The sequence below is a fragment of the Bacteroides graminisolvens genome (genome assembly GCF_963666085.1).
Classification (GTDB): Bacteria; Bacteroidota; Bacteroidia; order Bacteroidales; family Bacteroidaceae; genus Bacteroides; species Bacteroides graminisolvens.
In genome coordinates this window covers 1,055,842-1,072,654 of record NZ_OY762556.1, presented here as the reverse complement: position 1 = coordinate 1,072,654, position 16,813 = coordinate 1,055,842, and the positions used below count along the sequence as shown (strand labels likewise).

At 44.7% G+C, this 16,813-nt stretch carries 14 protein-coding genes; 6 read left to right on the top strand and 8 right to left on the bottom strand.

Annotated elements, in window-relative coordinates; all coding sequences use genetic code 11:
* Positions 1-37 precede the first annotated feature (37 nt).
* Both ACKPCE_RS04250 and dnaB read left to right on the top strand, forming a co-directional pair.
* Positions 38-640, top strand: a complete 603-nt coding sequence (locus tag ACKPCE_RS04250) for an LvrA C-terminal domain-related protein (RefSeq protein ID WP_319504319.1) — start codon at positions 38-40, stop codon at positions 638-640.
* A gap of 66 nt (positions 641-706) precedes the next feature.
* Positions 707-2,089: a replicative DNA helicase gene (gene dnaB / locus ACKPCE_RS04245; RefSeq protein WP_319504318.1), complete on the top strand. Its 1,383-nt coding sequence runs from the start codon at positions 707-709 to the stop codon at positions 2,087-2,089.
* Between the two features lie 81 nt (positions 2,090-2,170).
* Here the strand turns inward: dnaB and ACKPCE_RS04240 are convergent, their stop codons facing one another.
* Complete coding sequence (locus ACKPCE_RS04240) at positions 2,171-2,398, bottom strand: DUF4248 domain-containing protein (protein WP_027317654.1); 228 nt, start codon at positions 2,396-2,398, stop codon at positions 2,171-2,173.
* Between the two features lie 241 nt (positions 2,399-2,639).
* Between ACKPCE_RS04240 and ACKPCE_RS04235 the strand changes: the two genes are divergently transcribed.
* The 4 genes from ACKPCE_RS04235 to ACKPCE_RS04220 all read left to right on the top strand — a co-directional run bounded on the left by ACKPCE_RS04235 (position 2,640) and on the right by ACKPCE_RS04220 (position 5,252).
* Positions 2,640-3,128, top strand: coding sequence for an HU family DNA-binding protein (locus ACKPCE_RS04235; RefSeq protein ID WP_319504317.1), 489 nt, complete (start codon positions 2,640-2,642; stop codon positions 3,126-3,128).
* 98 nt (positions 3,129-3,226) lie between these two features.
* A complete protein-coding gene (locus ACKPCE_RS04230) occupies positions 3,227-3,499 on the top strand; it encodes a hypothetical protein (protein ID WP_034783392.1) in 273 nt (90 codons plus the stop codon).
* 5 nt (positions 3,500-3,504) lie between these two features.
* On the top strand, positions 3,505-3,948 hold the full coding sequence (locus ACKPCE_RS04225) for an N-acetylmuramoyl-L-alanine amidase (RefSeq protein ID WP_319504316.1): 444 nt from the start codon (positions 3,505-3,507) through the stop codon (positions 3,946-3,948).
* A gap of 173 nt (positions 3,949-4,121) precedes the next feature.
* Positions 4,122-5,252, top strand: coding sequence for a TlpA family protein disulfide reductase (locus ACKPCE_RS04220; RefSeq protein WP_319504315.1), 1,131 nt, complete (start codon positions 4,122-4,124; stop codon positions 5,250-5,252).
* Between the two features lie 39 nt (positions 5,253-5,291).
* Here the strand turns inward: ACKPCE_RS04220 and ACKPCE_RS04215 are convergent, their stop codons facing one another.
* From ACKPCE_RS04215 to rbr, 7 genes are all read right to left on the bottom strand, one after another.
* Entirely contained in the window at positions 5,292-6,467 is a 1,176-nt protein-coding gene (locus tag ACKPCE_RS04215) for a dicarboxylate/amino acid:cation symporter (RefSeq protein ID WP_319504314.1), read from the bottom strand.
* 186 nt (positions 6,468-6,653) lie between these two features.
* Positions 6,654-8,375: a cellulase family glycosylhydrolase gene (locus tag ACKPCE_RS04210; protein WP_319504313.1), complete on the bottom strand. Its 1,722-nt coding sequence runs from the start codon at positions 8,373-8,375 to the stop codon at positions 6,654-6,656.
* Positions 8,376-8,389: 14 nt separating this feature from the next.
* Positions 8,390-8,839, bottom strand: coding sequence for a hypothetical protein (locus ACKPCE_RS04205; RefSeq protein ID WP_319504312.1), 450 nt, complete (start codon positions 8,837-8,839; stop codon positions 8,390-8,392).
* A gap of 16 nt (positions 8,840-8,855) precedes the next feature.
* Positions 8,856-10,880 (bottom strand): hypothetical protein, encoded by a 2,025-nt coding sequence (locus ACKPCE_RS04200; protein ID WP_319504311.1) that lies wholly within the window; start codon positions 10,878-10,880, stop codon positions 8,856-8,858.
* 20 nt (positions 10,881-10,900) lie between these two features.
* Positions 10,901-12,532: a RagB/SusD family nutrient uptake outer membrane protein gene (locus ACKPCE_RS04195; RefSeq protein WP_319504310.1), complete on the bottom strand. Its 1,632-nt coding sequence runs from the start codon at positions 12,530-12,532 to the stop codon at positions 10,901-10,903.
* A 25-nt stretch (positions 12,533-12,557) separates the two neighbouring features.
* Positions 12,558-15,728, bottom strand: a complete 3,171-nt coding sequence (locus ACKPCE_RS04190) for a SusC/RagA family TonB-linked outer membrane protein (protein ID WP_319504309.1) — start codon at positions 15,726-15,728, stop codon at positions 12,558-12,560.
* A 267-nt stretch (positions 15,729-15,995) separates the two neighbouring features.
* Positions 15,996-16,574, bottom strand: coding sequence for a rubrerythrin (gene rbr, locus ACKPCE_RS04185; protein ID WP_024995507.1), 579 nt, complete (start codon positions 16,572-16,574; stop codon positions 15,996-15,998).
* Positions 16,575-16,813: the final 239 nt, after the last annotated feature.

The window sequence follows — 16,813 nt, the reverse complement described above, 5'->3', positions numbered from 1 at the left end:
CCTGATTCAGCCCTTAACACATTTAAAATCTCTATCTATGGATTCTATCGACAGCAAAGAGCCCGCCAAGGGCTACCTGCTTTTTCAAAAAGAGTTGCTCGAAGTGCTTAGAAAGCTCAGCGACAAACCGCTCACCGAGCGGGAGGCCTCCTTCGTCATGTTTTTCAAGGCCAACTACAAAGACGAGATCCTCGAGATCAATCGTCAAAAGGTGCTCTGCAGAAGGGGCGAATCGGTCCTGAGCAAAAGCAGTTGGGCCAAAGTATTCAACTGGCCTCTGGGCAAAACCCGCTACTTCTTCAAGAAGTTGGAAGAATTGCAGTTAATTGCCATTGTGCCCCATCGCAACCTGTTTCACATCCGCCTGCTGTATTATCCCCAGTGGAACAAGCCCGCGGGGATAAGTGCCGAACAAGACGATGCGCAGTTTCAGGAGTTCTGGGACAAGTACCACGAAACCACGCAGATGCGCAAGACCAATGTGGCACGGGCAAAGCGGGAATGGGCGTTGCTCACCCCGCAGGAGAAGGAGCTGGCAGTGGAGGAGATCGACACGTACTTCTACTACCTCACCGACACCCGCTATTGCAAGCAGGCGGTCAATTATCTCAAAGACAAAACGTTTTTAGACGAAGACTAAACAAACGGGCAAGACCCGATGACTTCCTCTGAATCAATATTCATTTTCAATCTAAAATTTAGTATCATGAATCAACCTCAATCCATTGAAATGGAAGAGGCTGTGCTAAGCGCATGCCTCATTGAAACCACGGCTATGTCGATGGTCAGTAACAAACTACGTGCAGAGATGTTCTACGATCCCAAGCACCAGAAGGTGTTCGAGGCATTGCAGCACATGTACGCCGCCGGCACGGCCATAGACATTCTCACCGTAACCGAAGAGCTTCGCAAAAGGGGGCAGATTGACGAAATAGGCGGCGCATACTTCGTGGTGCAGCTCAGTTCGCACGTGGCCAGTTCAGCTCACTTGAGCTACCACGTCAACGTGGTGCACGAGAAGTTTGTGAGGCGGCAGATGATTCTGGGCTTCAACAAGCTCTTTGCCCTGGCGGCCGACGACACGATGGATCTGGACGAAACCATGCGGGAAGCGCATGAACTGCTCGACAGCATCGAGAGTGAGTTCGGATGCAAGTCGCATTTGAGAGAGATAGATGTACTGATGTCCGACACCATGCGGGAGGCGCAAGGGCGTATCAGCAACAACCGGAACGGCATTACGGGAATCCCCACCGGCTTGTCGGAGCTCGACAAGATAACTGCCGGGTGGCAAAAGGGTGATCTGAACATCATAGCTGCCCGTCCGTCGGTAGGAAAAACAGCCGTTGCCCTGCACATGGCCAAGGCGGCAGCGCTTTCGGGTTCGCAAACGGTGGTGTACAGCATCGAGATGGCAGGCGAACGATTGGGCGACCGATTGATTCTCTCGCATGCGCAGATCGGGGCCGACCAGTGGAAAACGGGACAGCTCAACGAGCAGGAACTGGGTGTGGCGCAAGCGGCGGTCAGCAACCTATCACAGTTACCCATGCGGGTGGACGATACCGGTTCGGCGGGCATGGATTACATCCGGGCCAGTGCGCGCATGCTGCACAGCAAGGGCTTGTGCGACATTGTGTTCATCGATTATTTGCAGTTGTGCCAGATGAAGGCCGACAAGTACACCCGCAACCGTGAACAGGAGGTGGCGCAGGCGGCTCACAAGGCCAAGATGCTAGCGCGTGAGTTGAACATTCCGGTGGTTTTGCTCAGTCAGCTAAACCGGGAATCGGAGAATCGCCCGGGGCGCAAGCCGATGTTATCGGATCTTCGGGAGAGTGGTGCCATTGAACAGGATGCGGATTTGGTGATGTTGTTGTTTCGCCCGGCTATGGCGCAGTTACCAACCGATAAAGAGAGCGGTTATCCGTCCGACGGGTTGGGCATTGTCATCGTTGCCAAGCACCGTAACGGGCAAACGGGCAACGTATATTTCGGTCACAACCCCAGCATGACGTGTATCGGTGATTACGTGCCGCCTATTGAATGGATGCAGAGAAACAGTAAGCAGATCGCGAAAAAGGAGTAAAGTAGCGCAGCGGGACTTAAAATAGCTTTAGCGAGCGTTTAAAGAAAAGGGATGTATTGCATCGCAAAAAAGGGGAGCCGTTTACGGTTCCCCTAAATGTTCCACAATCAGCTCCACCTGGCGACGGGTGAAATAGTGGTCGTTTTTCCCTTCTCTGCCGCTGTAAAGCGCATCATACAAGTCTTCGTTTTTGCGTATCCAGTTACGCAGTTTGCGCATGGCCGACTCCACGGGCAACCCCGGATTGTACAAGTGGGCCAAGATGCCTTTGTGGTAGGCTCGCACCCTGAACGGTTCGTCTTCTTTCATCAGTTTATCTTATTTGTTTACTCTTGTAAATTTACATATTTACGAGTATAAAAGCAAGTTTTTTAAGGAAAAACAAGGGCGTTTAATGAAATAAAAACAATGCACGGATGCGGTGGTAAAGTACGGTACAAAGGCTTTTTATCAGGTTGTATCTTTGTTGTACCGGAGCGGGAAACAGGGTTGGTGAGCAGCCCGGATCCGCATTTCGGAAAAGTGTATTAATCATTTAATTTATTACAACATGAGTGTACCAGTTACAGTAGTGGCGCGAAAAAATCCTGCCAAGCAGAACGAGCCCGAAAAGTTTTATGCCATGGCCCAGGCGGCGGGCGAAATGAATTTCCGCAGTTTGTGCAAAGATGCCTCTGAAGGCTGCACAGTGATGCGTTCCGATATCGCGGCGGTGCTCTATGCGCTGATCGATAGCATGATGAAGAGTCTGGCCAAAGGGGAGATTGTGCGTTTCGGCGATTTCGGCAGCTTCCAGGTAGGGGTAAGCAGCACGGGAGTGGAAAAGAAGGATGATTTCAGTGCCAATCAGGTGAAGGGCGCACACATCATTTTCCGCCCGGGCATTGACCTCACGGAGATGATCAAGACGCTGACCTTCAAGAAGAAGACAGTGGGCAAGGTGGTAGCCGAGAATGAGTTGCCGGGTGAGAATACGGGTGGCAATACCGGAGGGAGCACCGGAGGCAATACGGGGGATGAAGATGATCCTAATGGATAATCTGTTAACTAGTAGTAACGGATATGCAAACGTCCGTTACTTACTTATCTGTATTTAAGAATATATGTATTTTGTTTAATCTATAAGGATAATTGAATATGAAAACCATTGTTTTGAAAGTTTTGGAGTTTGCCAAGGTGATTCTTCCATTTTTCGTAAAAACGAATAAAAAGGACAGCAAAGAGTTTAGCGACCTCATCAAGGGACAGTACGAGTTCCTGGTGGCTCAGCTGGAGAAGGTGCTCAAAGATTACTTTGAGACCAGTGAAAAGGTTCGTGAGATGCACACCGAGCTATTTGCCTTGAAAACGCAGCTGGCGGCAGCGCTGGCGCAGCAGTGTGCGGCCAAGGAGTGTTCATCCAGAATGTAGGCGGTATGAGACACATTGACCTGATTGTGATTCACTGTTCGGCCACGCGGGAAGACCGCACCTATTCCGAGCATGATTTGGATACGGATCACCGTCGCCGGGGTTTCAAGGGTGCGGGTTATCACTTTTACGTTCGCAAGGACGGTAAGATAGTCACCACTCGTCCGCTGGAGCAGGTTGGTGCGCATGCGCGGGGCTACAACGCCAACAGCATCGGCATCTGTTACGAGGGCGGGCTCGACAGCCGAGGCATGCCCAAAGACACGCGAACCTGTCACCAGAAGCATTCGCTGCGGGTGTTGGTGCGCACGTTGTTGATTGATTATCCGCTCAGCCGGGTATGCGGGCATCGGGATTTAAGTCCGGACCTAAACCACAACGGTGAAGTTGAACCGGAGGAGTGGGTGAAGCAATGCCCTTGTTTTGAGGGGAGCGAGGTGATGGTCTAAGATAATCGAGTAGGAGGAAAACAAACTAATTGTCTTCCTCCTACATTCGTTTTCCAGCTTCACACAGCACTACACAATATTTCCTCAGGAACTTGCATGAGTTAGATTTTATCCATACATTTCCACTGTTTTAATTTCAATCATTATTAAACAAGCCCTAATACTTAATTAGTATGAGATATGTTATTGTGAATAAATTCATTCTGTTTTTAATCTTGCTATCCATATCCAATTCATCTTTTGGAGATAATGTTTTACAACTAACCATTAAAGGCAAGCAGTACGAACAATTAGAACTCAAGATGACTAGGAATTATGCAAATTCTACATATCTGAAAGGAAAAAAATGTTCTGTTGACATCTGGAAGTTTCAAATACCTGATAGCATCTACGACAGTAGCATAAATATGTCAATAGTGGTACCCACTAATAATGACACAATTATGCATCAACTCGTTTTATCTCATGCTATGGCGGCAAATGATACGATAGAAACAATGCAGTTTTTCACAAAAAAAGGGGTTGCTGAGTTAGTTCTTACATACCAAAAAAGCGAGAGAAAAGAAAACGTTCCTTACCTCAATAAGAAAGATGGAATCTATGATTATTTTTATGTATCGGCAAATGATTTTGAGTTTGAATCAAGCATATTAAAATTACAAAATTTATTTGGCTTTTTCAGTAAGACTTCTTCTTATGAAGAGAACTTGAAGAAATATATTACACTAGTAAAGAAATATACGGATTCTCATTCGTTGATAAGTGGGCTATACCTAACGCTTAACAGATACAAATCTAAAAATGATGTTGAAAATATATTTTCTCACTTTTCGATTGCACAGAAAAGTTCTTATTATGGGAAATTAATTCAAGCTTATTTATATCCTGAAGTATTTCCGAACATGCAACTAAAAGTATTGGGCGAAGATCGTATGGAGCCTATCATAATCAATAAAGAAAAAGAGAACTTGATCATCTTCACGGCTTCTTGGTGCCAGCCTTGTCATAAGCTTATTCCGGTATTAAAGGAGCTTTATGCTGAGCTAAAAGATAAACTAGTATTTACGTATATATCAATAGACGATTCCAAAACCGTGAAAAATTGGCCTAAAGTCATACAAGAAAACCAAATTGCCTGGCGGTGCCTGACTGCATCCGACAAATTAGACGAAGTCATGAAAACATATACAATACAAGGAATACCATTGGCCTATCATGTGTCTAAAAGCGGTAGCTTTAAAGAAGTACACTTGCAAAATGCCAAAGAACGGGCTGCGCTTATTCAAACAGTTCTTGCAAAATAATCCGATTGCGAAAAAGAGACTCTCTCCAGCATGACAACATTACGGAGTTTCAGGAGCCTCTCCCTTTACAAACCGGTTGACAATGAGTGCCAATGCGCCATCACCGGTTACGTTGCAGGCGGTACCAAAGCTATCTTGCAAAGCAAAAATGGTTATCAGCAAGGCGGTGCCCGCTTCATCGAATCCCAGAACGGAAATAACAATGCCCAATGAGGCCAGCACCGTGCCTCCGGGTACACCGGGCGCTCCTATGGCAAAGATGCCCAAAAGCAAAATAAACAGAATCATACTCGAAAGATCGGGTAGCGTGCCGTAAAGGATCTGGGAAACGGTCATCACCAGAAAAACTTCGGTGAGCACGGAACCGCACAGGTGTATGTTGGCAAACAACGGAATGGAGAAGTCGCTGATTTCTTTCCTGACAATGGAGTTTTTACGCACGCACTGAAGGGCAACGCCCAATGTAGCAGCCGATGACATGGTTCCCAGTGCCGTTACGTATGCCGGACCGTAGTGTTTCAACACGTCCCAACCATTTTTACGGGCGTATAGGGAGGCGGCGGTGTACAGAACAAAGAGCCACACGTAGTGACAGACTATCGCAATGAGAATAACGGCTGCGAATACGGGCAACTGAGTGGTAATTGCTCCCTCGTAGCTCAATACGCTGAAGTTGGCGGCAATGAAGAATGGAAGAACGGGCAACAGAATGCGTTGTACCAACAAAATAACCATCTGCTGAAAGGAGTCGAGCAGGTTGACAATTTCCTTGCTTTTAACCCAAGCGGCCGACAAGCCCACAAAGATTGACAAGACCAGGGCAGTCATCACGTCCATCACAGGGGGAATCTTCAAGGTAAACGGAAGCTCGGGTAGTTCACGCAGGTTTTGAAGTTGGGAGGTTATGCTCAACTGGGGCAGAAACTCGTACCCTACCGCCATACCAAAGAATGCCGCTCCGATGGAGGAGATGTAGGCCAGCGCGAAGGTAAACAGCAGTACTTTGGAGGCATTGCTGTTTAAACGGGCAATGGAGAGTGACACAAAACCGAATATAATAAGGGGTACAAGGAAGAATATGACTTGTCCGCCCACTTGCTTCACGGCCAAAGCAATCTTCATAACCGATACATCGGCAAATGAACCGATGACGAGACCCGCCACAACTGCCAATAGCAGTTGAAAAATAAGGCTGGAAAGTATTTTCTTTATCATAAGTTTTATGGTGTAATATGTGGGTACAAAAGTAATCTTTTTGAATGAACCTCAACATGACACGTTTAAGTGATTTGCATACCACAAATGTGTGAATGCATAAAGAAGAGAAGGCCGTCTCCACACGGAGACAGCCTTCTCTCTTTTCAAACCTATAATATCAACCTATTAAAAAGAAGTCTGCAACTAAAACGGGTAGTTCACCGCCGAACCTTCAACAAGGCCATTGAGTATCTGTTGATCGGAAACAGCGCCCGTAGCACGGTTAAAGATGCCCATGGCGTTATTTCCACTCGGCCCATTGTCCCAATAGAAAGGTACTACACCATATTTCTTGGCAGTAGAAACTACTTGTTTGACATAATAAGCGCGTGACTCCAAATGATGCGTTAAGGCATCACCTGTGAGGGTAGCACGTTTTATGGCACCAAACTCGCCTAAGATAGCGGGGTAGCCTTTATCAACAAAATTGGTCTTTACCGATGCGAATGCTGCGTCCAAATCGGCTTCTTGTCCCCAACTGCCCACTGCACCATACTGCTTATACGGTTCGCCCCAATAATTGAGTCCGCCTTCTTCTTTGAGTGTAAAATCATACGGATCATAATAATGCACTTCAACAAACATCCGGTTGGACACGTTATCGGTTGGCATCTTCATGAATTTCACACCGTAACCGATATTGGTGTTGTACGTTTGAACAATCAGGTTTCGATAGGCATTTTTACCGCCCGTGGCACGTACCGCATCAACAAATGTCTGGTTGTAGGACTGTTGCACCGTATTGTTCTCGGTAGTTGGTTCAGTATAGACATTCTCCACGTGAACTTCATTGGTTCCGGCAAACAACAGATGTTCGTCGTAATTGCGGAACTGTACCGCTATTTGTGTCCAGAGAGCAGCCTGCTTCTTGTTTACCTCTTCCTGCTTAGCATAAGTCGGATTGGTTTCAAGCCAGCCACCGTCCCAATGGATGTTCAGAATAGCGTACACATCATTCGATACACAATAATCAACCACCTCTTTGACACGAGCCAGCCAAGAGGCTTTGATGGTATAGTTAGATGGATCTTCAATGTAACTGTCCCACGCACAAGGTATGCGAATGGCATTGAAACCGGCAGCTTTCACCGCTTTAATCAACGCCTCGGTGGTTTTCTCATTTCCCCAACCGGTTTCACCGCCACTGGTGAAAGGCACTTCCAGGGTGTTGCCCAGGTTCCATCCTAATTTCATTTTGGCAGCCAACGTCTTGGCGTCACTCGACATGCCGGTTTGGTCGGCCGGAATATGCGCATCGGCTGCTTCCTGAACAATAGTTACCGTTTCGGTAAGACCATTCATCGTAAAGGTGATGGTGCCCGTGCGGCTAAGTATCCCCGCATTGGATTGTATGGTAAACACTTCGCTGACGCTGGAAACGGCACGAGAAGAGACTTGGGTAATCCAATCGTTATTGATTTTGACCGTGTGCGGGTCGGTGACTTGCATCTCAACCGTGATCTGTCCGCCTTGAGCAGTCACATTGTAAGCGCTTTGTTTGACGATAAGCAACGGCGTTTTTGCCTGCGTTACCGTTATTGCTTTGGTTATGCTCCCTGCCAGGATAGTCACAACAGCCTGCCGGGTATCATTGGTCGCATTGGCTGTTACATTCACTTCTATCTGATGAGTACCCGATTTTCCCGAAGAGGCAGAAAGAACGCACCAGGATTCAGAAGAGGACATCTGCCAATCGACATTCGATTTAATGGCCAGCTTCTGCATCTCGGCTCCGTTTCCAAATGACATAGATTCTTTGGCAACAACGAGTTCGGCCTCCACTTTACTATCATCACTGGAACAGGAAAAAAGACTGATGCCGAGAAAGCATACAACAATAGATAATAATCTCAGGTTATTCATCATATCAACATTTATAATCAGTTTTTAGATAACAAATCAAATTTACGTTTTTCCAACGGATTAAGATTTGCTTTTTTCAGTTTTACATATATCTCTCGTACTCGGTCGGACCGCACTTTCAGTTTTTCGGAGAAGGACGCATCTTGGTAAAGCGATGCGTCCTTTGCTGCTTTTTCTGCATATTCTTTTAGTAATTTGACGGCAGTTTCATATTCTAAGAGTAATTTTTCATTTGCGCGCAGGCCGTTTGTTCTTTTAGAAGCCTCAATAGCAGCCCGCTCCATCTCTTTTCTATATTGATCACTGTGCATAAAATCACTGTCTTCCAATGCTTTCTCCTGAATACGATCCATGGCATCGTAAGCTTCTTCGCACTCCTTTTTCAGTCCTTCTTCCTTGGAAGAAGGACTGTTACAAGCCCAAAGTAAGCACGAAAAGAATACGATGCAATAAATAGGTACTCTCATAAATGACGCTGTTGGCTTATTGCTTCAGTACATAATGGAAAGCAAGCACCTCATCTTTTGCATCACCCGCAGCTGTTGCATTTACTACAGCTCCCAACCAGAATCCATTGGTGTTGATATTGCTCAGGTTAGATCCTCCGTGTGAGATGAAAATCCATTCGTATTCAGACAAAGCCGTTGTCCAATGTGCCCCTTTGGGGTTTGCAGAGTTTAACCATGCGCCGGCACCTCCGGTATAGTTAACAAGAGGGAACTCAAACTTCATGGATGGTGCATCCGGATTGATCGTTACTTTACCCGTTACGGTATAGCCATTGGTTACGTTACCTTCGGCATCGGTGAGGTTCTGAATCAACGTCACCTTAATGTCGTCTCCGTCGGCCTCAAACTTCAAGGTGGCGCTTTTAGCGATGTTACTTGTTGCTTCATCCCAAACCCAGCTATTAGAGGTGAAATCAGTACCAAAGGTCGATGCGCTTGTCCATCCGCCGGTTAAATCAAAGTTCAACCAATCAATAAACCAGCCCGTATCCGGGGTGAATGTTTTACCTATCAGAGCCGTTTTCCACGCTTTCAGCGGGTCTGCAGTGGCACTGCCGCTTGCGGAAGGTACTAAATGATAACCCGTATATTCGGGTTTAACAGCATCTTTGGCTCCGAGCCACATTCCCGTAACCGCTCCGCTTGCATCTTTTTCAATGCTCATGATTCGGAGCTGTTTGTTACTATCGGCACTGAAATTAGCCCAACCAATTACAGCGAAAGAAGGAATTTCAGTACTGAATGTATAGATACCTTTTTCATCCAGCGTATAGGTACAAGCGGTTTTGGTTCCATCGGGAGCCACAAAATTAGCAGTCAAATCATCTGAATTCAGCGTCATGCTGAAGTTTTTGTAAACCGAAGCATCCAAAGTACCCAACCAGCTAGGATAATCAGCCGGCGAACTCCATCCGTTCATACGTGAACCATCCAGGTTGCACCAGTCGAGCGGATTAGTTTCCGAAAGCTTCCATGTGATCGATTTGTTCACCGTTTGTGAAATGTCATCTTGCCAACCGTCTGGTAAAGCAGGTTCCGGATCGGCAACTTCGCCCGGTACCCAGTTGTCTTTATACTCTTTAGAAATGAAGTTATAACATGCACCGGAAGGTACTACCATGATTTGCATGGCATCATCGGTCAGATACAGAATGCGGAACTCGGTTGCTGCTTTCATTTCGGCATCCCGGTTGCTATCATGCACCGGATAAGCATCAGAGAAGGTGATTGTATGTTTGTCTACATCGAGCATATACGAACCGGTACTTTTACCTAAGCCATAAGCCTCCTGATCTACGGTTATGTTGGCTCCTCCGATTAGATCAAAGGTCATGCTTCCAAAGTCGGCCGCATCACACATCCATGAGTTACCCGGATAATCGGCCAGCCAGTACCAGGTAGCAGTTCCTGTCTCAGACAAGTTGGGAGTAATGGCTTTTGTGGCATCCCAGGCATCAGCATCCAGGTAGTTGTCACCGGCTGCATTGTGAAGGTTATCCCAGGTATAGGTATTGGTGAAGAAGTAAATAGGACCGAGGAAATAACGACTGGTGGCATCGGCGTCGAGGTCAAGGTACCAAGTCTTTGATTTACCGGCTCCACCGGCTACCTTGATCCACATCGGATCGCTCACAAATTCGGCATACATGTCATCAATCTTGAACGTTGCCGTATCGCCATACACAACACCGCCACGGGTTTCAACTCCGAAAACAACGTTATAAGTACCGGCAAAAGGCATCTTTAACGTCACGGTTTGCTCCTGGCTTCTTCCTTGCGGGTGACTCCACAACGGGGTATATTTGCTACCCATTAAACTCTTCAGGTAAACAATATTAGGATTCGCAGCATCGTGCTCAATCTTATAAGCGATGCCTTCAACTAGATCAGCCGGTTTTACATCCGTATTACCCAGACCATATTCATCCGGTGAACAAGAAGCAAGCAACATCATTGTTCCGATGAATAAAAACAAAAATATTTTATTTAAATAATTCATAATAATCAAATTAATAGTTTTTACCATCCTGCATTTTGTTTAAGTACATTGTCTGATAATGTAATCTGCGTAGAAGGAATCTGACAGAACCCCTTTGTTGTTTTGATTTTATCGGCTGTTATGGTTATCACATCAGGATTGCCACCGCTTTTAAGCTCAATGCCGCTTTCGGCAATGGTCGATGAAGCAACATCTATGCCTTGGCGAAGCAAATCCCAGTAGCGTTGTCCTTCAAAAGCGAATTCAACAAAACGTTCTTTCATGATATTTTCTTGTGAGGGTTCTTTGGTGGTTAAACCGGCACGACTTCTAACTTTATCGAAATAGAGTTGTGCGTTGCTGCTGCCCAGTTCAGCTGCCATCAACAGCACGTCTGCGTATCTCACTACAACAAAGTCTTGGTGCTGAGATGTTTGGAAATCGCCCGAACCGTCGGCTTTCGAAGCAGAAGTTCCGTCATAGAAAGCCATCGGAGTGTATTTTTTAACCGTGTAGCCGGTATATTCACGCTGGTCTTTGAGGTCGAATGACGATTCAATGCCTTCGCCTACCAGATCAATAATAGAAGCTGTTTTACGTTTATCACCCGATTCGAAAGCGTTCCACACTTTAGGATGTACGGTACAAGCTCCCCAACCTTTGCCGTAGGGCGACCAATTGGTACTACGCATACCCATCATCACCAACCAGCGATTACCGTCCTGATTACCGTTGTAATCTTGAGTCGTATTAAACTTCATGGAGAGCACGGTTTCGATGTTTCCGTCGCCGGCGTAAGTAGAGACGAACTCAAACTTACCCTGAACCGGTGTTGAGGAAGCTGCCGGCCACAGATTCTTGAACTCGGGCACCAAATCGTATTCTTTGCTGGAAATAACATCTTCCAACCCTGCCAAGGCCTGTTCTTTTGTAACAACACCAACCAAGTCAGAAGCGCCATAGTAACCTGTGTAAAACAGATAGACCCTTGCCAATAATGCTTTGGCAGCGTAGCAGGTTATGCGGCCGTCATTTGTTGAAGCATTGGCTTTAGGATAAGCATTTGTCGGTATATTATCTGCAGCGAACTTTAAATCTTCCGCAATGAGTTTGTATATCTCAGCGGGTTCTGCCTGTGGCAGATTCTCGGCAGTAGGACCGGTCAAAAGAGGAACGGAACCAAACAGACGAGCCAGGTCAAAGTACATGATGGCACGTAGCGCACGTGTTTCACCTTCTACCCTTTTACGAATCTCATCATCACCTTTCCAGTCAATCTGGTCGAGCTTCTGCAGCAGTGTATTGCAGCGGAAAATGCCTGCATAATAATCATTCCAGGTGCCATTAAATAAATTAGCATCGGAAGAAGAAATTGATATATCAAAGCGGTCGATAGCCTGATAGCCTTTACCATCGGTATTTCCGGTTCCTCCAAAACATTCGTCGGACATGACTTGCGAAGCCACGTATATGCTAAGACTTCCATTCGAGGTAGTGCATTGCCAACCGTCATAGCAACCGATAAGTGCTCTATCGGCATCATCAATTGTTTTATAATAATTTTCGGTGGTCACATTGGTCGTAGATTCTACGTCCAGATAGCTCTCCGAACATCCCGTTATTCCGAAACATAACAGTCCGAGAGATAATATATTTAGTTTTAACTTATTCATAGATTCTTATTATTTGCGGGTGAGTTTAAAATTTAATGTTAGCACCTACCAAGAAAGTTCTGGGTCGTGGATAATAACCCAAATCAATTCCTGATACCCAACCATCAGCTTCAGTACCATAACCAATTTCAGGATCCATTCCATTATATTTGGTAAAGGTGAAAGCATTTTGAACCTGAGCATAGATTCTCAACTGGCTGATGTATTTCCAATTGATCAATTTAGAGAAATCATATCCCAAAGTAATGTTGCTGATTCTGAGGAAATCGCCATCGTGAACGTATAAATCGGAAAATTGCCAATTTATATTTGTTTCCGTAACACGAGGAATGTGGTTGGAAGTTCCTTCACCTGTCCAACGGGCAAGTATAGCAGTTGTATAATTGGATTTAGAATTTCCACCGTTATTTCGATAAGATTGAACGATCTTATTTCCTGCCATTCCGTTGGCATTCACTGAAAAATCAAATCCCTTATAATCGAATCCCAGATTAAAGCCAAAAGTAAAGTCGGGCATACCGTTGCCGAGGTCAACTTTATCGTTTTCATCAATCACACCGTTGTGATCCTGATCAACATACCTCACATCACCGGGTTTCACGTTGGTCTGCAAGATACCATCCTTTGTTGCTTTCCAATCGGCTATTTCCTGAGTGTTTTGGAACAAGCCTGCTGTTTCGTAACCCCAGAAGTATCCGATAGCATGACCGTTCTCTGCTCTGTAAAACTCTTCAGAGTTATCATAAAGCATATTGGTCAAGCCATGAATTATTCCATCCGCATTGGGTATGGCACCTACTTTATTTTTATTATAAGCACCGTTGATACCGATGTTGTAATTCAGTTTGCCAATGCGATCATTCCAGGTAAGAGCCAATTCCACACCGGTATTTTTCACATCACCACCATTAATAAAAGGAGCACCTGTACCGGCTGTTCCCAATATAGGAGCTTTCACCAACCAATCTTTGGTCGTTTTAACGTAAAAATCAAAGTTGGCATTCAGCTTACTGAAGAAACGGGCATCGAAACCGATATTAACCTGTTCTGATGTTTCCCATTTAACGTTGGCATTTGCCAAACGGCTCGGATACGCTCCCCATTGGTTGTAATCGGCTCCCAGTCCTTCGTTACCAAAGATATAATTGGTTGTGGAGGTCTGTATAGGTGCAGCATACTGGAAGTTATCAATATTCTGGTTACCCACTTGACCCCAGCTGGCACGTACCTTCAAATAATCCATTACATTAGCTACGGGCTTCATAAAATCTTCACCCGAAACAAGCCATCCGGCAGATACCGATGGGAAATATCCCCAACGATTACCTTTTGAAAATTTCGATGAAGCATCGGCACGCAAAGTAGCATTAAACAAGTATTTTTCTTTATAATTGTATCCCACACGACCGAAGTAAGACACTCTTCGGTAATTGTCTTCCGGCTTACCCGACAGTGTTTTACCGTCTGAGTCGGTGTTTTCCGTATTATCAATATAAGCATGTTGCCAATCATTGAATACGGATTTTAAATCCCAGTTGCCTGCACTGAGGTAAGTTCCCTGAAAGCGGACTGCTTCCATACCAATCATGGCACTAATGGCATGTTGATTAATATTAAAATCGTAACTTGCTGTATTGGTCCACGTCATGGTATGTCCTTTACTCATGTTTTGAGAAACGGCAGTGTGGGCTTCGTTATACGAGTAAACAGAGAAACGATACAACGGAGTGTAGCTTCTATACTCTGACGCATAATAGTTAAAACCAAAAACAGACTTGATTTTTAAGTTTTTAATGGGTTGAAACTCAGCATACACATCTGCAATCCATTTCTGATTGTCACTTAAGTTATTGTTGTTTGTCATCATAACGCCGTAAGGGTTACTGTCCACATTAAACCAGTCAGAGTTTGTGGTGTCGTTATAAGGACTATCATACAGGTTGTTATCGCTGTAAACCGGTGACAACGGAGAAGTGGAAAAAGCCCCGCGAAGGGTGTTGTTATATTGGTTTCCAACACCTATTCCTGTATTCTTAACATACACAAAGCTGGCATGCTGACCTACTTTAAGGACGTCTTTATATAACTTATGTTCAGTGTTTATTCTGAAATTATAGCGCTCATAGTTCGACACGTCCTTTCCGCCTACAATACCTTCCTGTGAAAGATAACCCAAAGAAATAGAGTAGTTTGAAGTAGCAGAACCTCCGTTGATACCTAAACTGTAACTCTGTGTTTTGGCATTGTCTTTGAACATTTGGTCTATCCAGTCGGTGTCAATAACGGTTCCGTCTGCATTATAAATACCGGGGCGGGCTGTTTTGGAGAAGTCATATGCAGAAGAGCCCGAATTCAATGCCTGCTCATTCATGATTGACATATATTCCTGGGCATTAAGCATATCGGCTTTTCTGGCTACATTCTGAATGCCGTAATAACCATCAAAAGTAACCTGCGCTTTTCCTTCTTTTCCTGATTTAGTAGTGACAAGAACCACACCGTTGGCCGATTGAGCTCCGTAAATTGCAGCAGATGCCGCATCTTTCAACACGTCAATTGATTCGATATCGGATGGACTTACCGCAGTAATATCTCCTTCAACACCGTCAATGATATAGAGCGGACCCGATTTACCTACCGTTCCTAAACCACGAACGGTAACTTTCATTTCAGCGCCGGGCTGTCCGGAAGTAGAAGCAATACTAACACCGGGCGTTTGTCCCTGAAGTGCCTGCAGTGCATTCGTGGTGTTCATCTTCTGAAGATTGTCACCCTTCACCTGAACCGTCGCACCCGTAACCAGCTTCTTTTTCTGAACGCCGTAACCAATCACCACTACCTCATCAAGAAGTTCTGTGTCTTCTTTTAATACGATATTAATAGTGGCCTGTCCGGCATATTTTATTTCCTGACTTACATAACCTATGTAAGAGAAAATAAGAGTCTGACCCTGATTTACTTTCAACGAATACTTTCCATCGAAATCAGTCACGGTACCATTGGTAGTGCCCTTAACGATAACACTTACTCCGATGAGCGGCTCTCCGTCCGAAGCGGAGGTGACCATTCCCGATAGGGATCGATCCTGATTGGGATTAGCCCTGAGGCTGTTAGTTGCCGGCAAGATGAGTAAAAGAGCCAGCAGAATACTGAATAAATGCACGGATACGCATTTTTCATAAAATGGTTTTCTCATGGTACATTGTTTAATGGTTAATTATATATTGATGTTGACTCACCTTCCTCATATTTATAGAGCATAGTGAATCAATACAAAATTAGTTTTTACCACCTACCAATGTACACAAGGATGTTAATGCTATAGGGATAGAACGTTAACCAAAGGGGTAAGAATGTTATCTGAAAGAGTATGGAATGTTTCCTTATGTTAAACGACATAAAAAAAGCTCTTTACTCCTCAACAAAATGAGAGTAAAGAGCCTTTTCTATGAATTTGCCGAATTTAATAATTCTGCTTCATCACCTCGAAGTATGACTGAGGATGCAAGCAAGCAGGACAAGACTTAGGAGCATTCTTGCCTGAGTGAATAAATCCGCAATTACGACATTGCCAAAGAACCTCTCCTTCTTTAGCGAATACCGAAGCAGATTCGATGTTTTTAACGAAGGCTAGGTATCTTTCTTCGTGTGCTTTTTCAGCCTTAGCAATGTTGCGATACATATTAGCTATTTCACGGAAGCCTTCTTGTTCTGCAACATCGGCAAAATGAGGATAATCTAACGACCATTCTTCATGTTCGCCGGCTGCGGCTGCCTGAAGATTTTCTAAAGTTGTACCAATTACGCCGGCCGGGAAACTGGCTGTAATTTCAACCATTCCGCCTTCCAGATACTTGAACATTCTTTTCGCATGCTCTTTTTCCTGATCGGCTGTTTCGGTAAAAATAGCCGCAATTTGTTCATAACCTTCTTTTTTAGCCGCACTGGCAAAATAAGTATAACGCATTCTGGCTTGAGATTCGCCGGCAAATGAATGCATTAAATTCTTTTCGGTTTGCGTACCTTTAATACTTTTAGTCATCATATTACTTATATTTTAATTGAGTAAATTATAAATTACGGCACATTGATTCTGCACAAAAATAATAAAAATATGGATTAATAAAGAATAGAAAGTGTCTTTTTGAAAGTGAAATATACTAGGAAATGCCACGCAAATATAAATAATGTGTTCTATAACATGTTTCAACCATTATTTTATGTAATTTTGCAGTCTGTAACAGACTACTATAAAATATTTATTATATAATCAACTCAAAA

Bases quoted from the DNA above. Each gene is read 5' to 3' on its own strand.
- rbr (WP_024995507.1), bottom strand. From the start codon at position 16,574: ATGACTAAAAGTATTAAAGGTACGCAAACCGAAAAGAATTTAATGCAT.
- ACKPCE_RS04205 (WP_319504312.1), bottom strand. From the start codon at position 8,839: ATGAGAGTACCTATTTATTGCATCGTATTCTTTTCGTGCTTACTTTGG.
- ACKPCE_RS04220 (WP_319504315.1), top strand. From the start codon at position 4,122: ATGAGATATGTTATTGTGAATAAATTCATTCTGTTTTTAATCTTGCTA.
- ACKPCE_RS04190 (WP_319504309.1), bottom strand. From the start codon at position 15,728: ATGAGAAAACCATTTTATGAAAAATGCGTATCCGTGCATTTATTCAGT.
- ACKPCE_RS04240 (WP_027317654.1), bottom strand. From the start codon at position 2,398: ATGAAAGAAGACGAACCGTTCAGGGTGCGAGCCTACCACAAAGGCATC.
- ACKPCE_RS04235 (WP_319504317.1), top strand. From the start codon at position 2,640: ATGAGTGTACCAGTTACAGTAGTGGCGCGAAAAAATCCTGCCAAGCAG.
- ACKPCE_RS04250 (WP_319504319.1), top strand. From the start codon at position 38: ATGGATTCTATCGACAGCAAAGAGCCCGCCAAGGGCTACCTGCTTTTT.
- ACKPCE_RS04200 (WP_319504311.1), bottom strand. From the start codon at position 10,880: ATGAATTATTTAAATAAAATATTTTTGTTTTTATTCATCGGAACAATG.
- ACKPCE_RS04215 (WP_319504314.1), bottom strand. From the start codon at position 6,467: ATGATAAAGAAAATACTTTCCAGCCTTATTTTTCAACTGCTATTGGCA.
- dnaB (WP_319504318.1), top strand. From the start codon at position 707: ATGAATCAACCTCAATCCATTGAAATGGAAGAGGCTGTGCTAAGCGCA.
- ACKPCE_RS04230 (WP_034783392.1), top strand. From the start codon at position 3,227: ATGAAAACCATTGTTTTGAAAGTTTTGGAGTTTGCCAAGGTGATTCTT.
- ACKPCE_RS04210 (WP_319504313.1), bottom strand. From the start codon at position 8,375: ATGATGAATAACCTGAGATTATTATCTATTGTTGTATGCTTTCTCGGC.
- ACKPCE_RS04225 (WP_319504316.1), top strand. From the start codon at position 3,505: ATGAGACACATTGACCTGATTGTGATTCACTGTTCGGCCACGCGGGAA.
- ACKPCE_RS04195 (WP_319504310.1), bottom strand. From the start codon at position 12,532: ATGAATAAGTTAAAACTAAATATATTATCTCTCGGACTGTTATGTTTC.